The sequence below is a fragment of the Nostoc spongiaeforme FACHB-130 genome (assembly GCF_014698475.1).
Taxonomy (GTDB): Bacteria; Cyanobacteriota; Cyanobacteriia; order Cyanobacteriales; family Nostocaceae; genus Nostoc_B; species Nostoc_B spongiaeforme.
Map to the genome: position 1 here is coordinate 1 of NZ_JACJTB010000033.1, position 17,028 is coordinate 17,028.

Annotated in this window: 18 protein-coding genes; 9 read left to right on the top strand and 9 right to left on the bottom strand. The window is 39.3% G+C overall.

Annotated features, from left to right (window positions below; genetic code table 11):
* The first annotated feature begins 326 nt into the window (after positions 1-326).
* Together H6G74_RS21070 and H6G74_RS21075 are read left to right on the top strand one after the other, a co-directional pair.
* The gene (locus tag H6G74_RS21070) at positions 327-548 is read left to right on the top strand and encodes a helix-turn-helix domain-containing protein (protein ID WP_313888504.1); all 222 of its coding nucleotides are present in this window, start codon (positions 327-329) and stop codon (positions 546-548) included.
* Between the two features lie 9 nt (positions 549-557).
* The gene (locus H6G74_RS21075; RefSeq protein ID WP_190969530.1) at positions 558-1,418 is read left to right on the top strand and encodes a TdeIII family type II restriction endonuclease; all 861 of its coding nucleotides are present in this window, start codon (positions 558-560) and stop codon (positions 1,416-1,418) included.
* On the opposite strand, the gene H6G74_RS21080 is transcribed toward H6G74_RS21075, so the two are convergent.
* Together H6G74_RS21080 and ald are read right to left on the bottom strand one after the other, a co-directional pair.
* Positions 1,415-2,782, bottom strand: a complete 1,368-nt coding sequence (locus H6G74_RS21080; protein WP_190969531.1) for a DNA cytosine methyltransferase — start codon at positions 2,780-2,782, stop codon at positions 1,415-1,417. The genes H6G74_RS21075 and H6G74_RS21080 overlap by 4 nt on opposite strands.
* A gap of 190 nt (positions 2,783-2,972) precedes the next feature.
* Positions 2,973-4,064, bottom strand: a complete 1,092-nt coding sequence (gene ald, locus H6G74_RS21085) for an alanine dehydrogenase (RefSeq protein WP_190969532.1) — start codon at positions 4,062-4,064, stop codon at positions 2,973-2,975.
* A 306-nt stretch (positions 4,065-4,370) separates the two neighbouring features.
* On the opposite strand from ald, the gene H6G74_RS21090 reads away from it, so the two are divergent.
* From H6G74_RS21090 to H6G74_RS21115, 6 genes are all read left to right on the top strand, one after another.
* Complete coding sequence (locus H6G74_RS21090) at positions 4,371-4,541, top strand: hypothetical protein (RefSeq protein WP_190590106.1); 171 nt, start codon at positions 4,371-4,373, stop codon at positions 4,539-4,541.
* 282 nt (positions 4,542-4,823) lie between these two features.
* Positions 4,824-5,117 (top strand): hypothetical protein, encoded by a 294-nt coding sequence (locus H6G74_RS21095; protein ID WP_190590220.1) that lies wholly within the window; start codon positions 4,824-4,826, stop codon positions 5,115-5,117.
* Between the two features lie 95 nt (positions 5,118-5,212).
* Positions 5,213-6,250, top strand: coding sequence for a WD40 repeat domain-containing protein (locus H6G74_RS21100; protein ID WP_242051299.1), 1,038 nt, complete (start codon positions 5,213-5,215; stop codon positions 6,248-6,250).
* Between the two features lie 368 nt (positions 6,251-6,618).
* On the top strand, positions 6,619-7,458 hold the full coding sequence (locus H6G74_RS21105) for an RnfABCDGE type electron transport complex subunit D (RefSeq protein ID WP_190969534.1): 840 nt from the start codon (positions 6,619-6,621) through the stop codon (positions 7,456-7,458).
* A gap of 1 nt (position 7,459) precedes the next feature.
* Positions 7,460-8,842, top strand: coding sequence for a DUF2330 domain-containing protein (locus H6G74_RS21110; protein WP_190969535.1), 1,383 nt, complete (start codon positions 7,460-7,462; stop codon positions 8,840-8,842).
* Positions 8,843-9,215: 373 nt separating this feature from the next.
* A complete protein-coding gene (locus H6G74_RS21115) occupies positions 9,216-9,380 on the top strand; it encodes a hypothetical protein (protein ID WP_190969536.1) in 165 nt (54 codons plus the stop codon).
* Here the strand turns inward: H6G74_RS21115 and H6G74_RS21120 are convergent.
* Positions 9,377-9,919 carry an SMI1/KNR4 family protein gene (locus H6G74_RS21120; protein ID WP_190969537.1) on the bottom strand — a complete coding sequence of 181 codons (543 nt, stop codon included), beginning with the start codon at positions 9,917-9,919 and terminating at the stop codon, positions 9,377-9,379. The genes H6G74_RS21115 and H6G74_RS21120 overlap by 4 nt on opposite strands.
* Positions 9,920-10,192: 273 nt before the next feature.
* Between H6G74_RS21120 and H6G74_RS21125 the strand changes: the two genes are divergently transcribed.
* Positions 10,193-10,903 carry a PadR family transcriptional regulator gene (locus H6G74_RS21125; protein ID WP_242051301.1) on the top strand — a complete coding sequence of 237 codons (711 nt, stop codon included), beginning with the start codon at positions 10,193-10,195 and terminating at the stop codon, positions 10,901-10,903.
* Positions 10,904-10,918: 15 nt separating this feature from the next.
* Here H6G74_RS21125 and H6G74_RS21130 read toward each other — a convergent pair whose 3' ends face one another.
* The 6 genes from H6G74_RS21130 to H6G74_RS21155 form a co-directional block, all read right to left on the bottom strand.
* The gene (locus H6G74_RS21130; protein WP_190969538.1) at positions 10,919-12,736 is read right to left on the bottom strand and encodes an ABC transporter ATP-binding protein; all 1,818 of its coding nucleotides are present in this window, start codon (positions 12,734-12,736) and stop codon (positions 10,919-10,921) included.
* Between the two features lie 33 nt (positions 12,737-12,769).
* Positions 12,770-13,663, bottom strand: a complete 894-nt coding sequence (locus H6G74_RS21135; RefSeq protein WP_190969539.1) for a serine kinase — start codon at positions 13,661-13,663, stop codon at positions 12,770-12,772.
* A gap of 271 nt (positions 13,664-13,934) precedes the next feature.
* Positions 13,935-14,114, bottom strand: coding sequence for a lasso peptide (locus tag H6G74_RS21140; protein ID WP_190969540.1), 180 nt, complete (start codon positions 14,112-14,114; stop codon positions 13,935-13,937).
* A gap of 163 nt (positions 14,115-14,277) precedes the next feature.
* On the bottom strand, positions 14,278-14,475 hold the full coding sequence (locus tag H6G74_RS21145; RefSeq protein ID WP_190969541.1) for a lasso peptide: 198 nt from the start codon (positions 14,473-14,475) through the stop codon (positions 14,278-14,280).
* A gap of 245 nt (positions 14,476-14,720) precedes the next feature.
* Entirely contained in the window at positions 14,721-14,903 is a 183-nt protein-coding gene (locus tag H6G74_RS21150; RefSeq protein ID WP_062289676.1) for a lasso peptide, read from the bottom strand.
* 68 nt (positions 14,904-14,971) lie between these two features.
* Complete coding sequence (locus H6G74_RS21155) at positions 14,972-17,026, bottom strand: lasso peptide isopeptide bond-forming cyclase (RefSeq protein WP_190969542.1); 2,055 nt, start codon at positions 17,024-17,026, stop codon at positions 14,972-14,974.
* Positions 17,027-17,028: the final 2 nt, after the last annotated feature.

Here is a 17,028-nt window from a genome sequence, read left to right on the forward strand (position 1 = left end):
CAAGTTAATCAAAAGACTTGGATATGGCTTTCGCAACTTTAGTAATTTCCGCTTACGTAGCTTATTAACTTGGCACTTTACTACTAATTCTCCATAAAATTACCGGAAGAACCTTAATTTATTTTTCCAATTTGATAAATTTTTAATAAAAATCAACTTTTTGTATTAACTCTTTGGCAAGATAAAGTAATTTTTATGTATATGTGCAGTAAAATAACAAAAAATAATATTTTTATTTTATAAAACTTAAATTTGTAAACTATAATCTACAAAATGTAAGTTATAGTCTGTAGATTTAAAGCTTTAGTTTATTAAATATATCTAATGTGGATATAAAACTGCGTTTTGGTCGATCTGTAAGAAAGCGAAGACGAGAACTAGATTTGTCTCAAGAAGAATTAGCTGAAAAAGCAGAACTTCATCGTACTTACATTTCAAGTATAGAATCAGGAAAATGTAATGTGTCGTTAGACAATATAGAAAAATTAGCTAAAGCCCTAAATATATCCATACCTGATTTGTTTGCTAACTCAGATACAAATTCATAATTTTAGAGTATGGATGAATACATTAAACAAAAAATTAAGGAAAATCTTAAAAAATCAATTAGAGCTTTTTTCAAAAATAAAGAAGTAAAAAATTATCAAGTATTAGATGATATTTTTCCTGTTGAAAGACGAATACGCTCTTTAATTGGTGGCTTAGAAACAAGTTTAGGAACGACTTGTTGGGAACCGATAGCTAAAAGTTTAGCAGAATTAAATGGATTTGAAATTATAACGAAAAAAATATTACGTCCTGAACCATTTCCTTTAGAATTGCAGACTGAATTTAATAAATTAGTTCATGAACGTGAGAATAAAACAAATAATAAGAGAATTACAACAGAAGAATGTATACAAAGGTTGAAAGAGGCAGCTTTAAAAACTAATCCTCAAGATATAATTCAATACACATCTCCTCCATCTGGAACTGGAGTAGATATTCATTTTTATAAAAATGGTATTGAATATATTTTTGATATAAAAACTACACAGCCTAATCAAGCTAATTTTAAAGGATTTAATCGGCAACTTCTGGAGTGGTACACGTACAGATATGCCGATGATCCTCATGCAAACTTAGAAGCTCGTATTGCTATTCCTTTTAATCCTTTTACAAAACCTTGGTATGAACAACAAAAAAGTATGTTATTTAATTCTCCTTTGGATATGAATAAAGATATTTGGGTTGAAAATGAATTTTGGAATTTCTGTTCTGGAAAAGAAAATACATTTGAGCAACTTAAAGAACTGTTTGTGGAATTAGGTCAAGAGAACTTTGCAGAAGAATTTCATGATATTTTTTATCAAAACCAATTTAATAAAAACATGAACTTAATGATATATTTGATCTTTTTTTTTAGAGGTACAATCTAGACTTCAATAATGTTAAGCAGTTCTTTAGCCACATACTCAACAACAGGTACTGGAACAGCATTACCGAACTGTTTTTTAGCAATATCTTCTTTTTCATGATATTCAAAATTTGTAGGGAAACCTTGTAACTTACAAGCGTGTTTTGCAGTAATAGGGATATATTTTTTCTTTTTATATATTTTTTCTAAAAATAAGCTTTTGTACTCTTCAGGATGACTAGCATGAACGGATATTGTTGCTATATAGTCTTTAGCACCAGTAGCAGTTAATGTTGGTATAATATCAGCAGTCGGTAGAATAATTCGATATATATTATTAATACCAGTCATGTTTTTAGAATTAACAAATTCATACTTACTATCATTTGTTAAACGAAATATTCCTTTATCTACTAGTTTATTTAATTCATTTGCTTGTATATCAGGTATGATGTCTTGAAAATTATTCAAAGACAAGGGATTTCCATCCTTATGTCCGTATTTTTTACTTCTTCTATGCTTCAAAAGAGTTAAACAAATCACTTTTTCTCTATCGGTAGTTTCTATAATATCCCACGAGTGGATTGTTGTATGTCCATTTCTTAAATCAGAAAAAATGAAAAAATCATTTAACTCGTCATCTTTTTGAAATCTAGTCCTTGATGGTGGAATCACACCTTTGAATAAGGTATGTGGATCTAACTTAACTTTCTCAACAATTTTTATGTTTTTAAATTCGTCTAAAATGTCCAAAACCTTTGGATGTACTTTCAACGTATGGGGAAATTTATATTCTTGGCATTTGTCTATATCATTTCTAATTCCCACAATAAAAACTCTATCTCTATTTTGAGGTAAACCGAAATCATAGGCATTAAGAACTTTCCATTTAACACAATATCCTATACTTTCTAATTTTTGCAATATTAACTCTAAATTATCTTTATTTTTAGGGCTTGCTAATCCACTAACATTTTCAAAAATAAAACTTTTAGGTTGACTTTTATTAACAAGCCTAATTACGTCAAACCATAATTTGCCTCTGGGATCTTCAAATCCTCGTAAACAACCTGCAACAGACCAAGGTTGGCATGGAACTCCACCAACTAGTATATCCAAGTTATTAGGCAGTTCAGTAATTTTTGTGACATCTCCCAATTCAATTTCATCTTTATTTAAGTAGCTGATGAAGTTTTTTTGATAAACTTTAATAGCTTGTTTGTCTATTTCAGAATAACCTAAGCACTGTCCACCTAAACTTTCTAAAGCTATTCTAAATCCACCAATACCTGCGAATAAATCTATGAAGGTAAATTTTTTATTATAAGTTACTAGTTGTAGAGGTAATTCTATTTGTCGTGGTATGTTTGAACCTACTAATTTCATGTTTGTTAGCCAAAGCTATTAACTAACTATTTGAGTCTGGTATGGAATTATAACATTTATTATTTAATAAATAAATAGTTAGCTGATGTTTTAATTATAAGGATTAAATGAAATCTGATTAATAACATATATAAATATTAAGCCTGCTTTGGCAGGCTTAGTTACTGAGTTTCACAAATTGTGAAAGAGACTAACTCACCAAATCAGGAAAGACTTCTTGCACAGCAGGATGTACAAGGCGATGATTCTGCACATTTACACCTTTGGCTAAGGATGGATTAACATCTAGGGCTTTGATGCCTAGATTTGCTAACTGCACAACGAATGGTAATGTGCTGTTATTTAGGGCTTGAGCAGATGTCCAAGGTACTGCACCTGGCATATTGGGAACGCCATAATGGACTACGCCTTCTTCAATGTAGACGGGGTTGGTATGGGAGGTGGCGTGTAAGGTTTCCACACAACCGCCTTGGTCAACTGCAACATCTACAATTACTGACCCAGGCTGCATTTGTTTAACTAATTCGCGGGGTACTAAAATTGGCGCTCTGCGTCCCAAGACTAAAACAGCACCGATGAGTAAGTCAGCTTGTTTAACGGCAGCTTCTATATGGGCAGAGTTACTATAAAGTAATTCCACTCTCGAACCAAACAAAGTTTCTAAATAAGATAAACGTTCTACATTTACATCTAAAATCTGCACAATAGCACCCATCCCCACAGCAATTTTCGCTGCTTCTGTGCCGACTACACCGCCACCTAAAATCACAACTTTACCGGGTCTAACACCGGGTACACCACCTAAAAGTACTCCTCTACCGCCTTGCTGACGTTCTAAAAATCTCGCGCCAAACTGCACTGATAGCCGCCCAGCGATGACACTCATGGGTGTGAGTAGGGGTAGTCTGTTGGGGCCTGGTTGTTCGACAGTTTCATAGGCGATCGCACAAGTGCCACAATCAATTAGATGTTCGGTTAATTTGCGATCGGCTGCCAAATGCAAATATGTAAACAATATTTGCCCTTTTTGCAAAAATTTATATTCGCTCGATAATGGTTCTTTGACTTTTACGACTAATTCCCGATTCCATGCGGCTTCATCTGTCGAAACAATCTCTGCCCCCGCATTCATGTAATCTGCATCTGTAAAACCAGCACCATGACCTGCTTGTGTTTGGACAAAGATACTATGACCATTTTCCCTTAGTACTCTGACACTAGAAGGACTTAACCCGACTCGAAACTCTTGATCCTTCGTTTCTTTGGGAACGCCAATTTCCATATAACGCCTCTGATGAATTTTTGGTTTAATTTAGCCTGCCAGTCTCAGACTGACAGTTCCGTATTAGATATAGCTATCTACAACCTTAGTTTTCCCTTTCACGGTAACAAAGCTGAAAACTCTTACCCTTGACTATTGACACAGTTGACTACAATATATAAAGAATAATTACAAAATGTTAACAGAGCCTCTGCACAGCTACATTTAAGAAGCTGCTCCTAGGTTCATCTGGCTCCAACCTGACCAAAGTCCAGATTCAAGGCTATTACTTTTAAGTCCCGTTTGCCGAAAAGAGGTTTATTGAACATGACACAACCACAACCCACAGTTACCCCCAAATTAGAAGAACCCAAATTTGGCTTTAGTGAGTATGCTGAACGCCTCAATGGTCGTGCGGCAATGATTGGCTTTGGCTTGATGGTGATTATTGAATATGTCACCAATCAAGGTGTGCTATCTTGGCTCGGTCTCAAGTAGTACGATTCAAAAGCAAAAGCTTTCTAGATGTAAGCTAGTAAGTAGAACAGGTTTAACCAGCTGGCATAGTCGGCTGGTTAAAACTTTATCAAGAGAACTATCTTGGATAATTTGCTGTCTATATCTTTGTAGGCTTGCAAATCAGCAAGAAGACAAATTGTTACAATCCCTCACCTACTGATCCAAATTATAATATTTAGATGTCTTTTTTATAAAAGACAACTGGCGGTGAGGTATTCTCGGTAAACTGACACAAAGGTGATTTGGATAAACCAAGCTGTGATGAATGCTGCATTACCTCGTTTTTTGAAATCAGCCTACAGAAAAGAGCCAATTATCAGTATCTTGATAACAATGGGCGTAGTAGATGCTGTGATTGGTGGATTTGATGATAGTTGGTCATTGTTAGCCCTTGGGTTGGGAACAGCAGGTATTAGTCTCGCCTTTAAGTTGTGGCGAATGCAGCAGCATCGCCCCATCCCAGAGGAACCTGTGGTACAACATTACTTACCTTCCCGTTCATCGAGTCCCACGCTACCGATATTAACTGTTGCGAAGAAAAAACCACCCCGTTGATAGTGTTGAGTCACAAATGTGAAGTAAATTGACTTAACTATTCAAACAGTGAGGAAAAATTTGTGAGGAGTGAGGGAAAAAAGGGGAACAGCCTTTTGCTGCGCCCGTATATTTTCTTGGCTTTTATAGCAGCCTTGACTCTGCCGCTAACTATTTGGCAAAGTTTAGAGATTTATACTGCTCATGCTGCGATCGCTCAAATACCAGATTCCCCATCTCAACCTAATTTTGCCAATTTCCGCTTAATTTATAGCTTGGTGGGACATTCTGGAACAGTGAAATCTCTGGCTTTTAGTCCCGATGGCAAAATTCTCGCCAGTGGTGGTGCAGAAAATGAAGGTGCAATTCGCCTGTGGAATCCTTTAACTGGTAAAAAGTTGGCGAATAGCAAAGCACACAAAACCTCTGTAGAATCCTTAGTGATTGCGCCAGATGGGCAAACTCTAGTTAGTTGTAGTACTGATCACACCATTAATATTTGGAATCTTAAAAATAATAAATTTCGTCGTTCCTTTGTCGGACACACCAGCAACGTCTTATCTTTAGCGGTATCTCCTGATAGTAAAGTACTGGTTAGTGGTGCTTTAGACGGAATTCGGGTATGGGATTTGTTACAGCAACGTCCATTGACAACTTTAGTCAAAGTCAGTGACTCAATTTATACAGTAGCTATCAGCCCTGATGGCCAAACAGTTGCTAGTGGTGATAATAAAGGTGAAATCAAGCTTTGGGACTTGCAGAGTGGTAAATTAATTCGGTCATTTTCCGCACATTCTCAAGCTGTGAATGCTGTAGCTTTTACACCCGATGGGACAACCTTAATTAGTGCCAGCCGCGATCGCACCATTAAACTTTGGAATCTGGAATCAAAAAGCCTTTCCCGTATCCTCAAAGGACATAATAACTGGGTAAATGCGATCGCAGTTAACCCCAACGGCCAAACATTAGCCAGCGCCGGCAGAGATGGCATTAAACTGTGGGATTTAACTACAGGCGAGTTATTAAGTACACTTTATGGACATAGTGATTGGGTAAATGCGATCGCTTTTAGTCCAGATGGCAGATTGTTAGCTAGTGGCGGTTTTGACGGCAGAGTCAACATTTGGGGAAATATACAACCAAAACGGAAGTAAAGTGACGTGCCGATTATTTTTCAGACCCCTCTCCAAACCTCTCCCCGCAACAGAGAGAGGCTTTGAATCTTGCTCCCCTTCCCTTGTAGGCAAGGGGCTGGGGGTTAGGTTTAAGAGAAAGTTACACACAGTTTTGAACCCGCGTATGCGGGTTTTGTCTGTGTAGCCGAGCCAGTGCGTTGGGCGGGTTCCCCGACTTGAAGCATCTGGCGTGCGACTTCAGTCGCTGGGTGCAAGATGTAAACATACACCCCTACACCCAGTCTCACAGTCTTGTTTGTAACAAAATCTGTAACAGCAATGGTATTTCAGTTTTTACTCGACTAGATTGGTGAAAAATCTACGGGTAATCCCTGAATATATTGGTAATGTTGCTGAAAGATATACGGGACTATCAAATTCTATTTCTCGGTTCATTTTTAGTCTTGGGAATTGGCACCAGAGATTGGACGCTGCACCCAGAATTTATTGGTGTAGTGATTGTCTCTTGTTTATCAACGCAGTGGATATTGTCAAAGCTCAATAGCCAAGAGCCAGAACAAAAGCTAAATCTGCGTAGTGCCTTGATTACTTCCCTCGGACTGAGTTTGCTCTTACGGGCTGACCATTGGACAACAATGATGTTAGCAGGAGTGAGTGCGATCGCCAGTAAATTTTGCTTCAAAGTCGGCGATAAACATTTCTTCAACCCAGGCAATTTTGGCATTATCACCGCTTTAACCCTCACCTCAGATGCGTGGGTATCTCCCGGACAGTGGGGTGAAGAATGGTGGTATGGGCTGTTATTTGCTGGGACTGGCGGTTTGATTTTACAACGCATTGGTCGTTGGGATACAACAGCCGCTTTTTTAGGTTCCTACTCTTTGTTAGAAGCCATACGCAACCTTTGGCTGGGCTGGACTTGGGACGTATATTGGCATCGCTTAATGAGTGGGTCTTTGCTGCTGTTTGCTTTATTTATGGTGACAGATCCGCGCTCAATTCCCAACGCTAAAATCGGGCGGATAGTTTGGGCTATCTGCATTGCCAGCTTAACTTTTATCCTGCGAAATAATTTCTTCATTTCTACAGCAGTATTTTGGTCATTGTTTGCCCTTGCGCCATTGACCATTGTGATTGATTGGCTGTGGTCATCACCCAGGTTTTCTTGGCTAGAAGCCAAGGAAGAAGATAAAACTCAAAATTCAGCACTTCAACAAGAGGTATAAAATGAAGCGATTTAAAATAGTAATTTCATCATTATTAATTACTGTATTGGCTGTACTGTGTTTCGCCCCGACAGCCTGGGCATTTTGTGGATTTTATGTTGCCAAAGCCGATAGTAAATTATACAACCAAGCCTCTCAAGTAATTATGGCGCGGGATGGCGATCGCACCGTCTTAACTATGGCTAATGACTTTCAAGGCGAAGTCAAAGATTTTGCAATGGTTGTACCTGTACCAACCGTCATAAAAAAAGAACAAGTCCGTGTCGCACCACCCAAAATTGTCGAGCGTTTAGATGCTTTTAGCGCACCACGCTTAGTAGAATACTTCGACTCTGACCCTTGCGTTGAATATGACAGGGTACTTAACGAAGCTGTACCCGCACCAGCAGCTAGACCTAGAGCCGGAGCAGCCAGAGGTAGCGCGAGTGATTTAGGCGTAACCGTCGAAGCACGTTTCAACGTTGGCGAATATGACATTGTGATTTTAAGTGCAAAAGAATCCGGTGGACTGGAAACTTGGCTAAATCGCAACGGTTACAAAATTCCCAGAGGAGCGAAACAGCTACTCCAACCTTATGTCCGCTCTGGGATGAAATTTTTTGTTGCGAAAGTCAACCTCGATAAATTTGAAGAATCTGGCTATCAGTTTTTACGTCCGCTACAAATTTCCTACCAATCACGCAAATTCATTCTACCCATTCGTTTGGGTATGATTAATGCCAATGCTGCTCAAGATTTAATTGTCTATGTCCTCTCACCCAAAGGGCAAGCAGAAATCACCAACTACCGCACCGTGAAAGTTCCTTCCGATGCCAATATTCCAGTATTTGTCAAAAATGAATTTAGTGATTTTTACAAGTCGATGTTCCAAACAGCATACCTAAAAGAAGACAGAAAGGTAGCTTTCTTGGAATATGCTTGGGATATGAGTAGTTGCGATCCTTGTTCCGCAGAACCACTGAACCCAGAAGAACTCAAACAAGCGGGTGTATTTTGGCTAGATAATAATTCCAGTAATGACGAGCCATTCCCGTCCAGTTTCCGTCGTCCGCCAATTGTTAGTAGCAGCGTTTTCATCACTCGCTTACATATTCGCTACACCCGCGACAAATTTCCAGAAGACCCAATTTTTCAAGCTACTTCTAACCAAGAATCTTTCCAAGGGCGATACATTTTACAGCATCCCTTTACAGGCGAACTCAAATGTCAAGCTGGTAGAGAATACAAGCGTTCTTTACCCAAGCGGTTTGAACAAGAAGCCCAAACCTTAGCCAAACTCACCAATTGGAATATCCAAGATATTCGCCGCAAAATGAAATTGACTGTGGGTGATTTAAATTCTTCTTGGTGGGGAAACTTCTTCTCGTGGTTGGTGGGAATGTAAATAGGAAGTACGCACAAAGATTATCGGTTAAGACTGGATGTAATACCAATTCTCCTAGAAACTATAGCGGTTCTTACTTGCTTTTAATACAGTCGGAACCCCACCCCGCATTTGCTGACGCAAACGCTCCCCGCAAGCGGGGAGGGGTTGGGGGTGGGGTTGAAATGTACCTCATCCAACCGAAAACCGCTATATATTCTATAAAATCCTGTAGAGACGTTATATATAACGTCTCTACAACAACCGATTAATTGCATCTTGATCAATAAATAATGTATGGACAAAATCAAATCAAATTTTCAAATATCCTCTAAAGCTATACTTATAATAGTGCCAGTATTTGATGTAAACTTCTAAAAATTTAGCAATTGGTATGACTGTACAATCTCAGACAGAGAAAGATAAATTACAAGCAAACACTAATTTAGCGATAAATCAAGAAATTTCAGCAGAAAAAATTCTCTGTCCTCATTGTTTGCGTACTGCTAAAAATGGGATTAAATGTAAAGGCATTTGTGTCGCTGACAGTGATTATTAAGGTATACCGCCTATTCCTATTGTAGTGAGCATTTCCCAAAAAGACCGATAACGTTTAACTCCAGGAATATGATTACTAAATAACCAAGCTTCCCATTCTTGATTATGAGTCACTTGGGGGTTGAGTAAAATAACTTCACCATCCAATACATCACTAATTTGTAGGGTTGTTTGTAGATACTCTACACGTATATCTTGCTCTAAATTTTTTCCATATATCAAGTATTGCTCATCAGATATGGGCGGTAAACTTCTCAAGCTTTCTGTCCAGATGTCAATCCAGTTCTGATGCTCAACATAAAACCAGTCAATTTCTTCCGTCATCTTTAACCTTAAAACTCCTGGATATCCAGGCCAGCCATTTGTAACCTTTAAAAATTCCCGGTAAGATGAGGGTAATTTTGTCCTCAAACGAGCTTCAGTAGCAGTAATTTCTTTTTCTGATGCTCTTGGTAAACCTAACCATTCTGATTGAATTGCTTCATCTGGAAAATCTACAACTGTCCAATATATTTCCCCATTTTCGTAATTATCAAGCACTTTTTTACTTTCCTTTTTAAGAAAAGAATACCAATTAAAATTATTCATAATTGAACTACCCATCTCCCTTGCAACCTGCACCACTGCGGCCTCAATGTGCAGAATAAATACTGAACAGCTTATATTACCCGACACATCAATAAAATCAATCAACCAATACCCTAAATCCTGTATTTAAAATTTTTGGTTGACAAATCCGATATATCGCAATATATTTAATTTAACGATAATGATATATCGTGATACTTCAAATAAACACAAGGAGTTACATTAATGTTTGGACAATTTTATTCACATTTTCCTGTACCAGCCCATGCTGGAGAAGGAATTGGCCATCAATTTTCGAGAGGTAGACGGCGACGTGGATACAGAAATTCATCAGGTGATGACTGGCAAGATGAGCCATGCACCCGTCGCGGTGACATCAAATTTAGACTGTTGGGACTTTTATCTGAGCATCATCAATTTTCGATGAGTGGGCGACATGGACATGGACACCGGGGTTCATTTGGTGGTGGCTGGGGAGAGGAGCCACGCACCCGTCGCGGTGACATCAAATTTATGTTGCTGGGGCTTTTATCGGAGCGTCCCCAGCATGGTTATGAACTGATTAAAGAGCTAGAAAATCGCCGTGGAGGCTTTCGCAAGCTGAGTCCAGGTTCAGTTTATCCAACGCTACAAATGTTGGAAGAAGGCGGTTATTTGACTAGTGAACAAGTCGAAGGTAAGCGTGTCTACACAATTACAGATAGTGGTAGACAATTATTGAGCGATCGCCAACAGCAATCTCATTCACAAAATCCTCAAGATAGTTGTACAGAAAACAAGTCTTCGGAATTGATGGAGTTGCGCCAGACTTTAACACAGTTAAATGATGCAGTTGCACAAATTGCTCGCAGTGGCAATTTAGAACAAGCAAATCGAATCCGCGAATTGCTTGTTCAAGTAAAGCGTGAGATTTACAAATTGCTCGCGGAACAGTAGCCTACTTTGCTAATGTTAACGATATTGCTGGGCTTGAGTTTCATATAGGTAGGCGTAGCGATTACCCATCTGGATCAGTTCATTATGAGTCCCACTTTCAATAATAGTGCCGTTTTCCATCACATAAATGCGATCGGCCATTTTGACAGTAGACAAGCGATGGCTAATTAAAATCGCCGCCTGATTTTGGATAAGTTGGCGGAATTTTTCAAACACTTCATATTCCGCTTTCGGATCCATTGCACTGGTAGGTTCATCTAAAACTATCAACTGGGAATCTCTTAAGAACGCCCGCGCCAAAGCTATTTTTTGCCATTGACCAATACTTAATTCTTCTCCTTGGTCAAACAATTTACCCAAAATTGTGTCATAACCTTTGGGTAAACTGCTAATTACATCATCTGCACCAGAACGACGCGCTGCCGCTATAATACTATCTCGATTAGCTGGCAAGTCAATATTAGCTAACCAAATATTTTCCTGGGCGGTAAAGTTGTATTTAGCATAGTCTTGAAAAATTATGCTGATGTCGCGGCGTAATTCAGAGATTTGATAATCTTTAATATCAACACCATCAATTGTGATGTAGCCAGAGGAGGGGTCATACAAGCGACATAACAATTTAATTAAAGTCGTTTTTCCCGAACCATTCTCACCAACCAGTGCTACTACTTCTCCTGGTTTAATGCTCAAATTAATATTATGTAGTGCCTGACGAGTGGTAGTAGAATATTGAAAACTCACATCATGAAATATAATACCAGACTGCATTGGTCTTGGTATTGGTTTGGGATTTATCGGCTCAACTAATCTGGGTTGGAGGTCAAGAAATTCGTAGAGATTACCTAAAAATAAATTATCTTCGTACAGTGCTGAAACGTTGGCTAATAAACTTTTAATATCGTTTTGTCCTCGTTGGAGTGCTTGGTAATAAAGAACTAAATCACCCAAACGTAGAACACCATTGATCGCTTGATAAATAATTAAAGCATAAATCGCAAATATGAGAACCCCGGCGATCGCTTCGGCGAAAAAGTTAGCAATAAAGCGCCTTGTGAAAATTTTTAGGCTTTCTTTATAGATTTGTCTGCGGATACGAAGATACCAATTACTAAAGTAGTGACCTAAATCAAATAAGCGAATTTCTTTGGCAAATTGGTCTGATGTCAACATCCAAGCTAAATAAAAGCCTTGGCGTTGCATTGGTGTCCATTTGCGCTGCCAATCATACATCACGCGGCTATATTTGATCCGCACTAACATAGCAGGCAAAGCAGCTACAAATAAAACCCCAAGAATTCCCCAATGTAGTGTTAGCAACAAACCAATCATTGCTACTAACGAAATACTATTTTGACCAATTTGTGCTAGACGATTGAGAATTTGCGGTGGTCGATACGGTGCTTCTTGTTGCGCTCTTTGTAAGGTATCGTAATATAAGGGATTTTCGTAATACTCCAGATCAGCCGCAATCGATTTGGCATTAATAATTCCTTGCATATAGTCAGTTACCCGTTGAGAATGGGCAGTGGTGACTAGTTCTGTTAAGGAGTTAGCCAAGGTAGTTAATAAAGTAACTCCACCAGCCAGCGCAATTAATACTAAGACATTACGAAATGCTACGGTCTTATCAGCTAGGCTCAAGTTAGCAGCGACCGCATCGATAATCAGTTTTGAGAGATAAATTGAGACTACAGGTAAGATACCTTGAATCGTTAGTAAGACAACACGGGCGATCGTCCAACGGGGGCTACTTTGCCATACTAGACGCAATGCCGGCAAAAGTCGCAGAGTATTTTGTAGTTTATCTCGAATTTTTTTGCCTAGTTGCATATTTAAAATGGCGATCGCACTAAATTTAATTTCTTAAACCTTGATTGTAACTGGGGACAAGTTTCTTTCAGCCAAATCATTTTCCACTAACTTCACCAACTCAGGTAGTGCAGCTAAAGAACGTTGCCGTCGTAAACTACAAATCGGCACCTGTTGAACTACACTCATACATTGCTGGAAATGTGCTTTGAGAAATTCTGGTGCTGTCAATGCTTGCATTTCTCTAGAATGTCGGACTAATTCACCAAAGCTTGGTTTCGCCTCTAAAGGAACGATTTCTGGGTGGGTTCCGCCAGCTAACACATAAATCTTTTTCAGGGGTACAGATTCTTGAAAGAACCCATCTTGCAGTCGGTGAACCCGCTTGATAGTTTGGGAATTTAGTAAAGGTAAACTATCTGGGACATGACCAAAAGAAGCTGCCGCATCAGGCCACAGCTTAATTTGCGGAAAGCCCGGAATTACTAGCGGCTGTTGTTTACCAACTTGAATTGCCAAAACATCATCTGTCAAAATGCTATATCCGTGAGTGTGAAAACATTCTGCTAAGGTTGACTTGCCAAAACCTGAGTCTGCCATAAAGGCAACTGCACTACCATTAATGACTACACTACTAGCATGAAGTACCAGCAAGCCCCTCTGTCTGAGCAATACGCAAATAATCACACCCAAGAGAAAAGTCCGAATTAATGCTTCATCAACACCAGGGTTGGGATCAAGAACAATTTCTTTACCATCTTTCACCAGCACCATACCGAATTCGTCAATTCTCGCGAATAAGTAATTGCCCCCATCACTACGCTTTTGTTGTGGATCATTGAGCTTACCAAAACGGATCACTACATCTGCTGGTTTGTCACTGGGGATGAGTTCAGGTAAGGGTAGTTCAGAGTGAATGCCTAAGTTGTATGCGGTGTAAACGTGCATCGGAAATATTGTTGGATGAGGAGTGAATAATTATTTTACTTACGCAAAACTCAGTTCGACTAACACTTTTGAGTTGACAAAACCCTGACAATCTGTAATAAAGGAAGCCATCAGGAAATAGCGTTCCTGATGTTTCCAAACATCTCATTTAGATTTTGCAGTAATCCTAAAAAAGCTAGTTTTTAGGATTACTTTATTTACTAGCTCTAGACTTGATTTAGGGATAATAGTATTCAGTGATGCTATTACACCTAGAACTTTGCTAAAGCTATTATTGGGGAATAAGTACCCCATTTTGAGAACCATCTAGTCCTAGTACTTCGCCAGGAATCTGAGTAGGATTGGTACCGATTTGGAAAGTATCTTTTGGGCCTGGTCTACCAAAAGCATGGGTAATGTTTTCAACACTACCGTAGTTTGTTAATTTGGGTGCTTCATAAGTTTTTTTCATTGTTTGAGTCTCCTGTTGGTTTTTTGATTTCTTAACTAAACTAGTGGCTTTGATACATTCACCAACTCAGTCTAGGTAGGAGCAGGTTAAAAATAAACTGCCCCTAGTCAGACTTATGGTTTTAATGGGGATATAATTCAGACCAAAAGCAAGTGTTAAATATTTATCTTCCTCGATTGTTACCTACGGGAATGAGTATTCCATCTGGACAACCATCTAGCCCTAGTACATCACCAGGAATAAGAGTAGGATTATTTCCGATTTGGAAAGTATCTTTTTCACCTGTTCCGCCAAAGGCATTAGTAATATCTTGAACATTACCGTAGTTTGTTATTTGAGGAGTTTCGTAAACTTTTTTCATATTTTCTGTCTTTTGCTGGCTGCGTTTATCTCTAACTGGAACATCTAGCCGTAGTCACTTAGGGTAGGTCAATCTTAATTACTCACAGCCTTATTGGCTTGGAGAGCCTACCAAATTCAGTCTAGGTAGGAGCAGGCTATAAATGCACTGCCCCTAGTCAGACCTATGGTTTGTTTTAGTTATGATTTAGCCAAAGAACGAGGGTAACAAATTACCAAATTGGTATTGTTTCGCTGTTCTTGGTCTTAGCGATTGGGAATAAGTACTCCATTTTGGGAACCACTGAGTCCAATGGTTGAACCAGGAACAGGAGTAGGATTACTTCCAATTAAGAAAGTGTCTCTTCCACCTGCTCTACCAAAAGCATTAGTAACGCTTTGAACACTACCGTAGTTTGTGAGTTGAGGAGCTGCGTAAGCTTTTTTCATTGTTAAGTCTCCTGTTTGTTTTGTTGGTTTTTGACTGGACTAGATATTGGCTTTGAGATTTCACCAAATCAGTCTAGGTAGGAGCAGGCTGAAACTGCACTGCCCCTAGTCCGACTTATGGTTTTTTGGGTATGATTCAGCCACAGAGAAAGTGTTAAAGCTTTCCAAACTGGTAATGTTGAATCATCGTTTATCTCCTCTGTTGTCGATATCAGGTTGTTGTAGAATCTGTGTAGGGATTTGAGATCCACAAATTCTTGAATATTACTGGCATCACTAGTCATCACCTCATCTAGTAGCTTGCGATCAAGATGTAATAACCCGCGTTGGAAGTTTGGTGTCATATCTGTTTTGCCACCACGCCATTGCACTTCTTGGGGAAGAATATTATCTAAGGCTCTCCGCATAATGAAGCGAGACCATCCTTGATGGAGTTTTTGCTCTGGTGGTAAAGATAGGCAAAATTCAATCAAGCGTTTATCCATAAAGGGATGGCGCGACTCTAGAGAAAATGCCGCAGCACATAAATCTCCCAGTTCTAGTACTGTGGTAAACAAGGCGGAATTTAGGGTACGACATTGTTCTTCTCTAACTGTGACGGCTTGTTCCTCGGATGGTGTGAGGGGATTTATGCCGACTTGTTTAGCGAATTGCGGGTTGATTAAAGAAGTGACTTGGGGTTGATTTTGTTTATAACCCCGGAGCGATCGCCAAATCTTCAAGATATACTCAGGAACTAAGGGTTTAATTCCATATCTGACAAACAATCTCCGCCGCGAAACTCGAAAGTGTTGTCCAATTTGCCAAGCAGTCTTCCCAAAGGTGAGATATTTTCTCTGTTTGACTAATTCTTGTAAGTAGGTAATGACATATTGATAAAAAAGGGCTGCTAGTGATGTATTAAAGTGTTGAGATATGGCTTTAGCTTCTTGGATAAATTGCTGCCATTTGCCTTGACGTGCTAATTCTGCAAAGTATGTCACGCCATGAGATACGGTGGTATCACCATCAAAACCATCCAAAGAAATCCGAATACCTGCTTGTTGGGTGGCACGATTTAATCCCCACACAAGAAAATGGCTAGGCCCAATAAAGGGTTCTTCCATATATTTATAGTAGTTCTGCCATTCTGATAAGGGGCCTGATTGATCAGCATGGACGTAATGAGGGACAAATCCACCTTGATTCAATACAGGGTTAATGTATTGACGTTCGTCGCATTCTGGAACTTCTTCAAAAATGTTGGAGAAAGTGTGCAGTTTGATACCTTTAGCTTGCAAGATATCCTTAGCTACACAGGCGATTGCAGAAGAATCTAAGCCACCACTCAAATGACAGCTGACAGGAAATGCACTGCGTAAACGACAACGCACTGCCTCGGTAAATATCTCACGAAAAGCGGCGGCATATTCGGCATCAGAGTTGAGTTTTAACTCTTCACCGATTTCTAAAGACCAGTAGGAGCGAGTTTTTAATTTACCTGTGGCACTCACTGTCATTGTGTGCGCCGGAGGCAATCGATGTATATGTTTGTAGGAGGTAATCGATTTATCTTCCGTGAATGGATGCAGGTGATTAGCGATCGCAATTTCATTCACCTTTTTCGGCACTTCTGGTAAACACAACAGTGCCTTCATTTCTGAAGCAAAGTAAAATTTCTTGCCTGGTTGATAGCAGTAATATAAGGGTTTGATCCCAAAATGATCTCTCGCACAGAATAATTTCTGTTGATTTTGATCCCAAATCACAAATGCAAAGTCACCAAGCAATTTGGTTGGGCATTGTTCACCCCATTTGTCGTAAGCCGCTAGTACTAACTGGCTGTCTGTGATTTTTTCGGGTGGGCAGTGGTTAATTGATAATGCAGAGATTAGTTCATCACGGTTATCTATGCGTAAATCGGCTGTAATGACTAACTTAGCGGTGTGATCAACAAAAGGTAATTTTTCTAGCAGTGATTCTGGTGTTGTCCACAGCATCCGATGTCCTAAGCCAACTGCACCAGCACACCAGATATCTGCACCATCTGGCCCCCGATGAGCGATCGCATCTACCATCAAGACCAGCTTTTTCTGTTCAATTGTCTGATTATCTAGATTGTAAATGCCAACTATACCGCTCATGT

Bases quoted from the DNA above. Each gene is read 5' to 3' on its own strand.
- H6G74_RS21150 (WP_062289676.1), bottom strand. From the start codon at position 14,903: ATGAAAAAAGCTTACGCAGCTCCTCAACTCACAAACTACGGTAGTGTT.
- H6G74_RS21075 (WP_190969530.1), top strand. From the start codon at position 558: ATGGATGAATACATTAAACAAAAAATTAAGGAAAATCTTAAAAAATCA.
- H6G74_RS21130 (WP_190969538.1), bottom strand. From the start codon at position 12,736: ATGCAACTAGGCAAAAAAATTCGAGATAAACTACAAAATACTCTGCGA.
- H6G74_RS21145 (WP_190969541.1), bottom strand. From the start codon at position 14,475: ATGAAAAAAGTTTACGAAACTCCTCAAATAACAAACTACGGTAATGTT.
- H6G74_RS21105 (WP_190969534.1), top strand. From the start codon at position 6,619: ATGTTGCTGAAAGATATACGGGACTATCAAATTCTATTTCTCGGTTCA.
- H6G74_RS21140 (WP_190969540.1), bottom strand. From the start codon at position 14,114: ATGAAAAAAACTTATGAAGCACCCAAATTAACAAACTACGGTAGTGTT.
- H6G74_RS21090 (WP_190590106.1), top strand. From the start codon at position 4,371: ATGACACAACCACAACCCACAGTTACCCCCAAATTAGAAGAACCCAAA.
- ald (WP_190969532.1), bottom strand. From the start codon at position 4,064: ATGGAAATTGGCGTTCCCAAAGAAACGAAGGATCAAGAGTTTCGAGTC.
- H6G74_RS21135 (WP_190969539.1), bottom strand. From the start codon at position 13,663: ATGCACGTTTACACCGCATACAACTTAGGCATTCACTCTGAACTACCC.
- H6G74_RS21125 (WP_242051301.1), top strand. From the start codon at position 10,193: ATGTTTGGACAATTTTATTCACATTTTCCTGTACCAGCCCATGCTGGA.
- H6G74_RS21095 (WP_190590220.1), top strand. From the start codon at position 4,824: ATGAATGCTGCATTACCTCGTTTTTTGAAATCAGCCTACAGAAAAGAG.
- H6G74_RS21155 (WP_190969542.1), bottom strand. From the start codon at position 17,026: ATGAGCGGTATAGTTGGCATTTACAATCTAGATAATCAGACAATTGAA.
- H6G74_RS21080 (WP_190969531.1), bottom strand. From the start codon at position 2,782: ATGAAATTAGTAGGTTCAAACATACCACGACAAATAGAATTACCTCTA.
- H6G74_RS21110 (WP_190969535.1), top strand. From the start codon at position 7,460: ATGAAGCGATTTAAAATAGTAATTTCATCATTATTAATTACTGTATTG.
- H6G74_RS21115 (WP_190969536.1), top strand. From the start codon at position 9,216: ATGACTGTACAATCTCAGACAGAGAAAGATAAATTACAAGCAAACACT.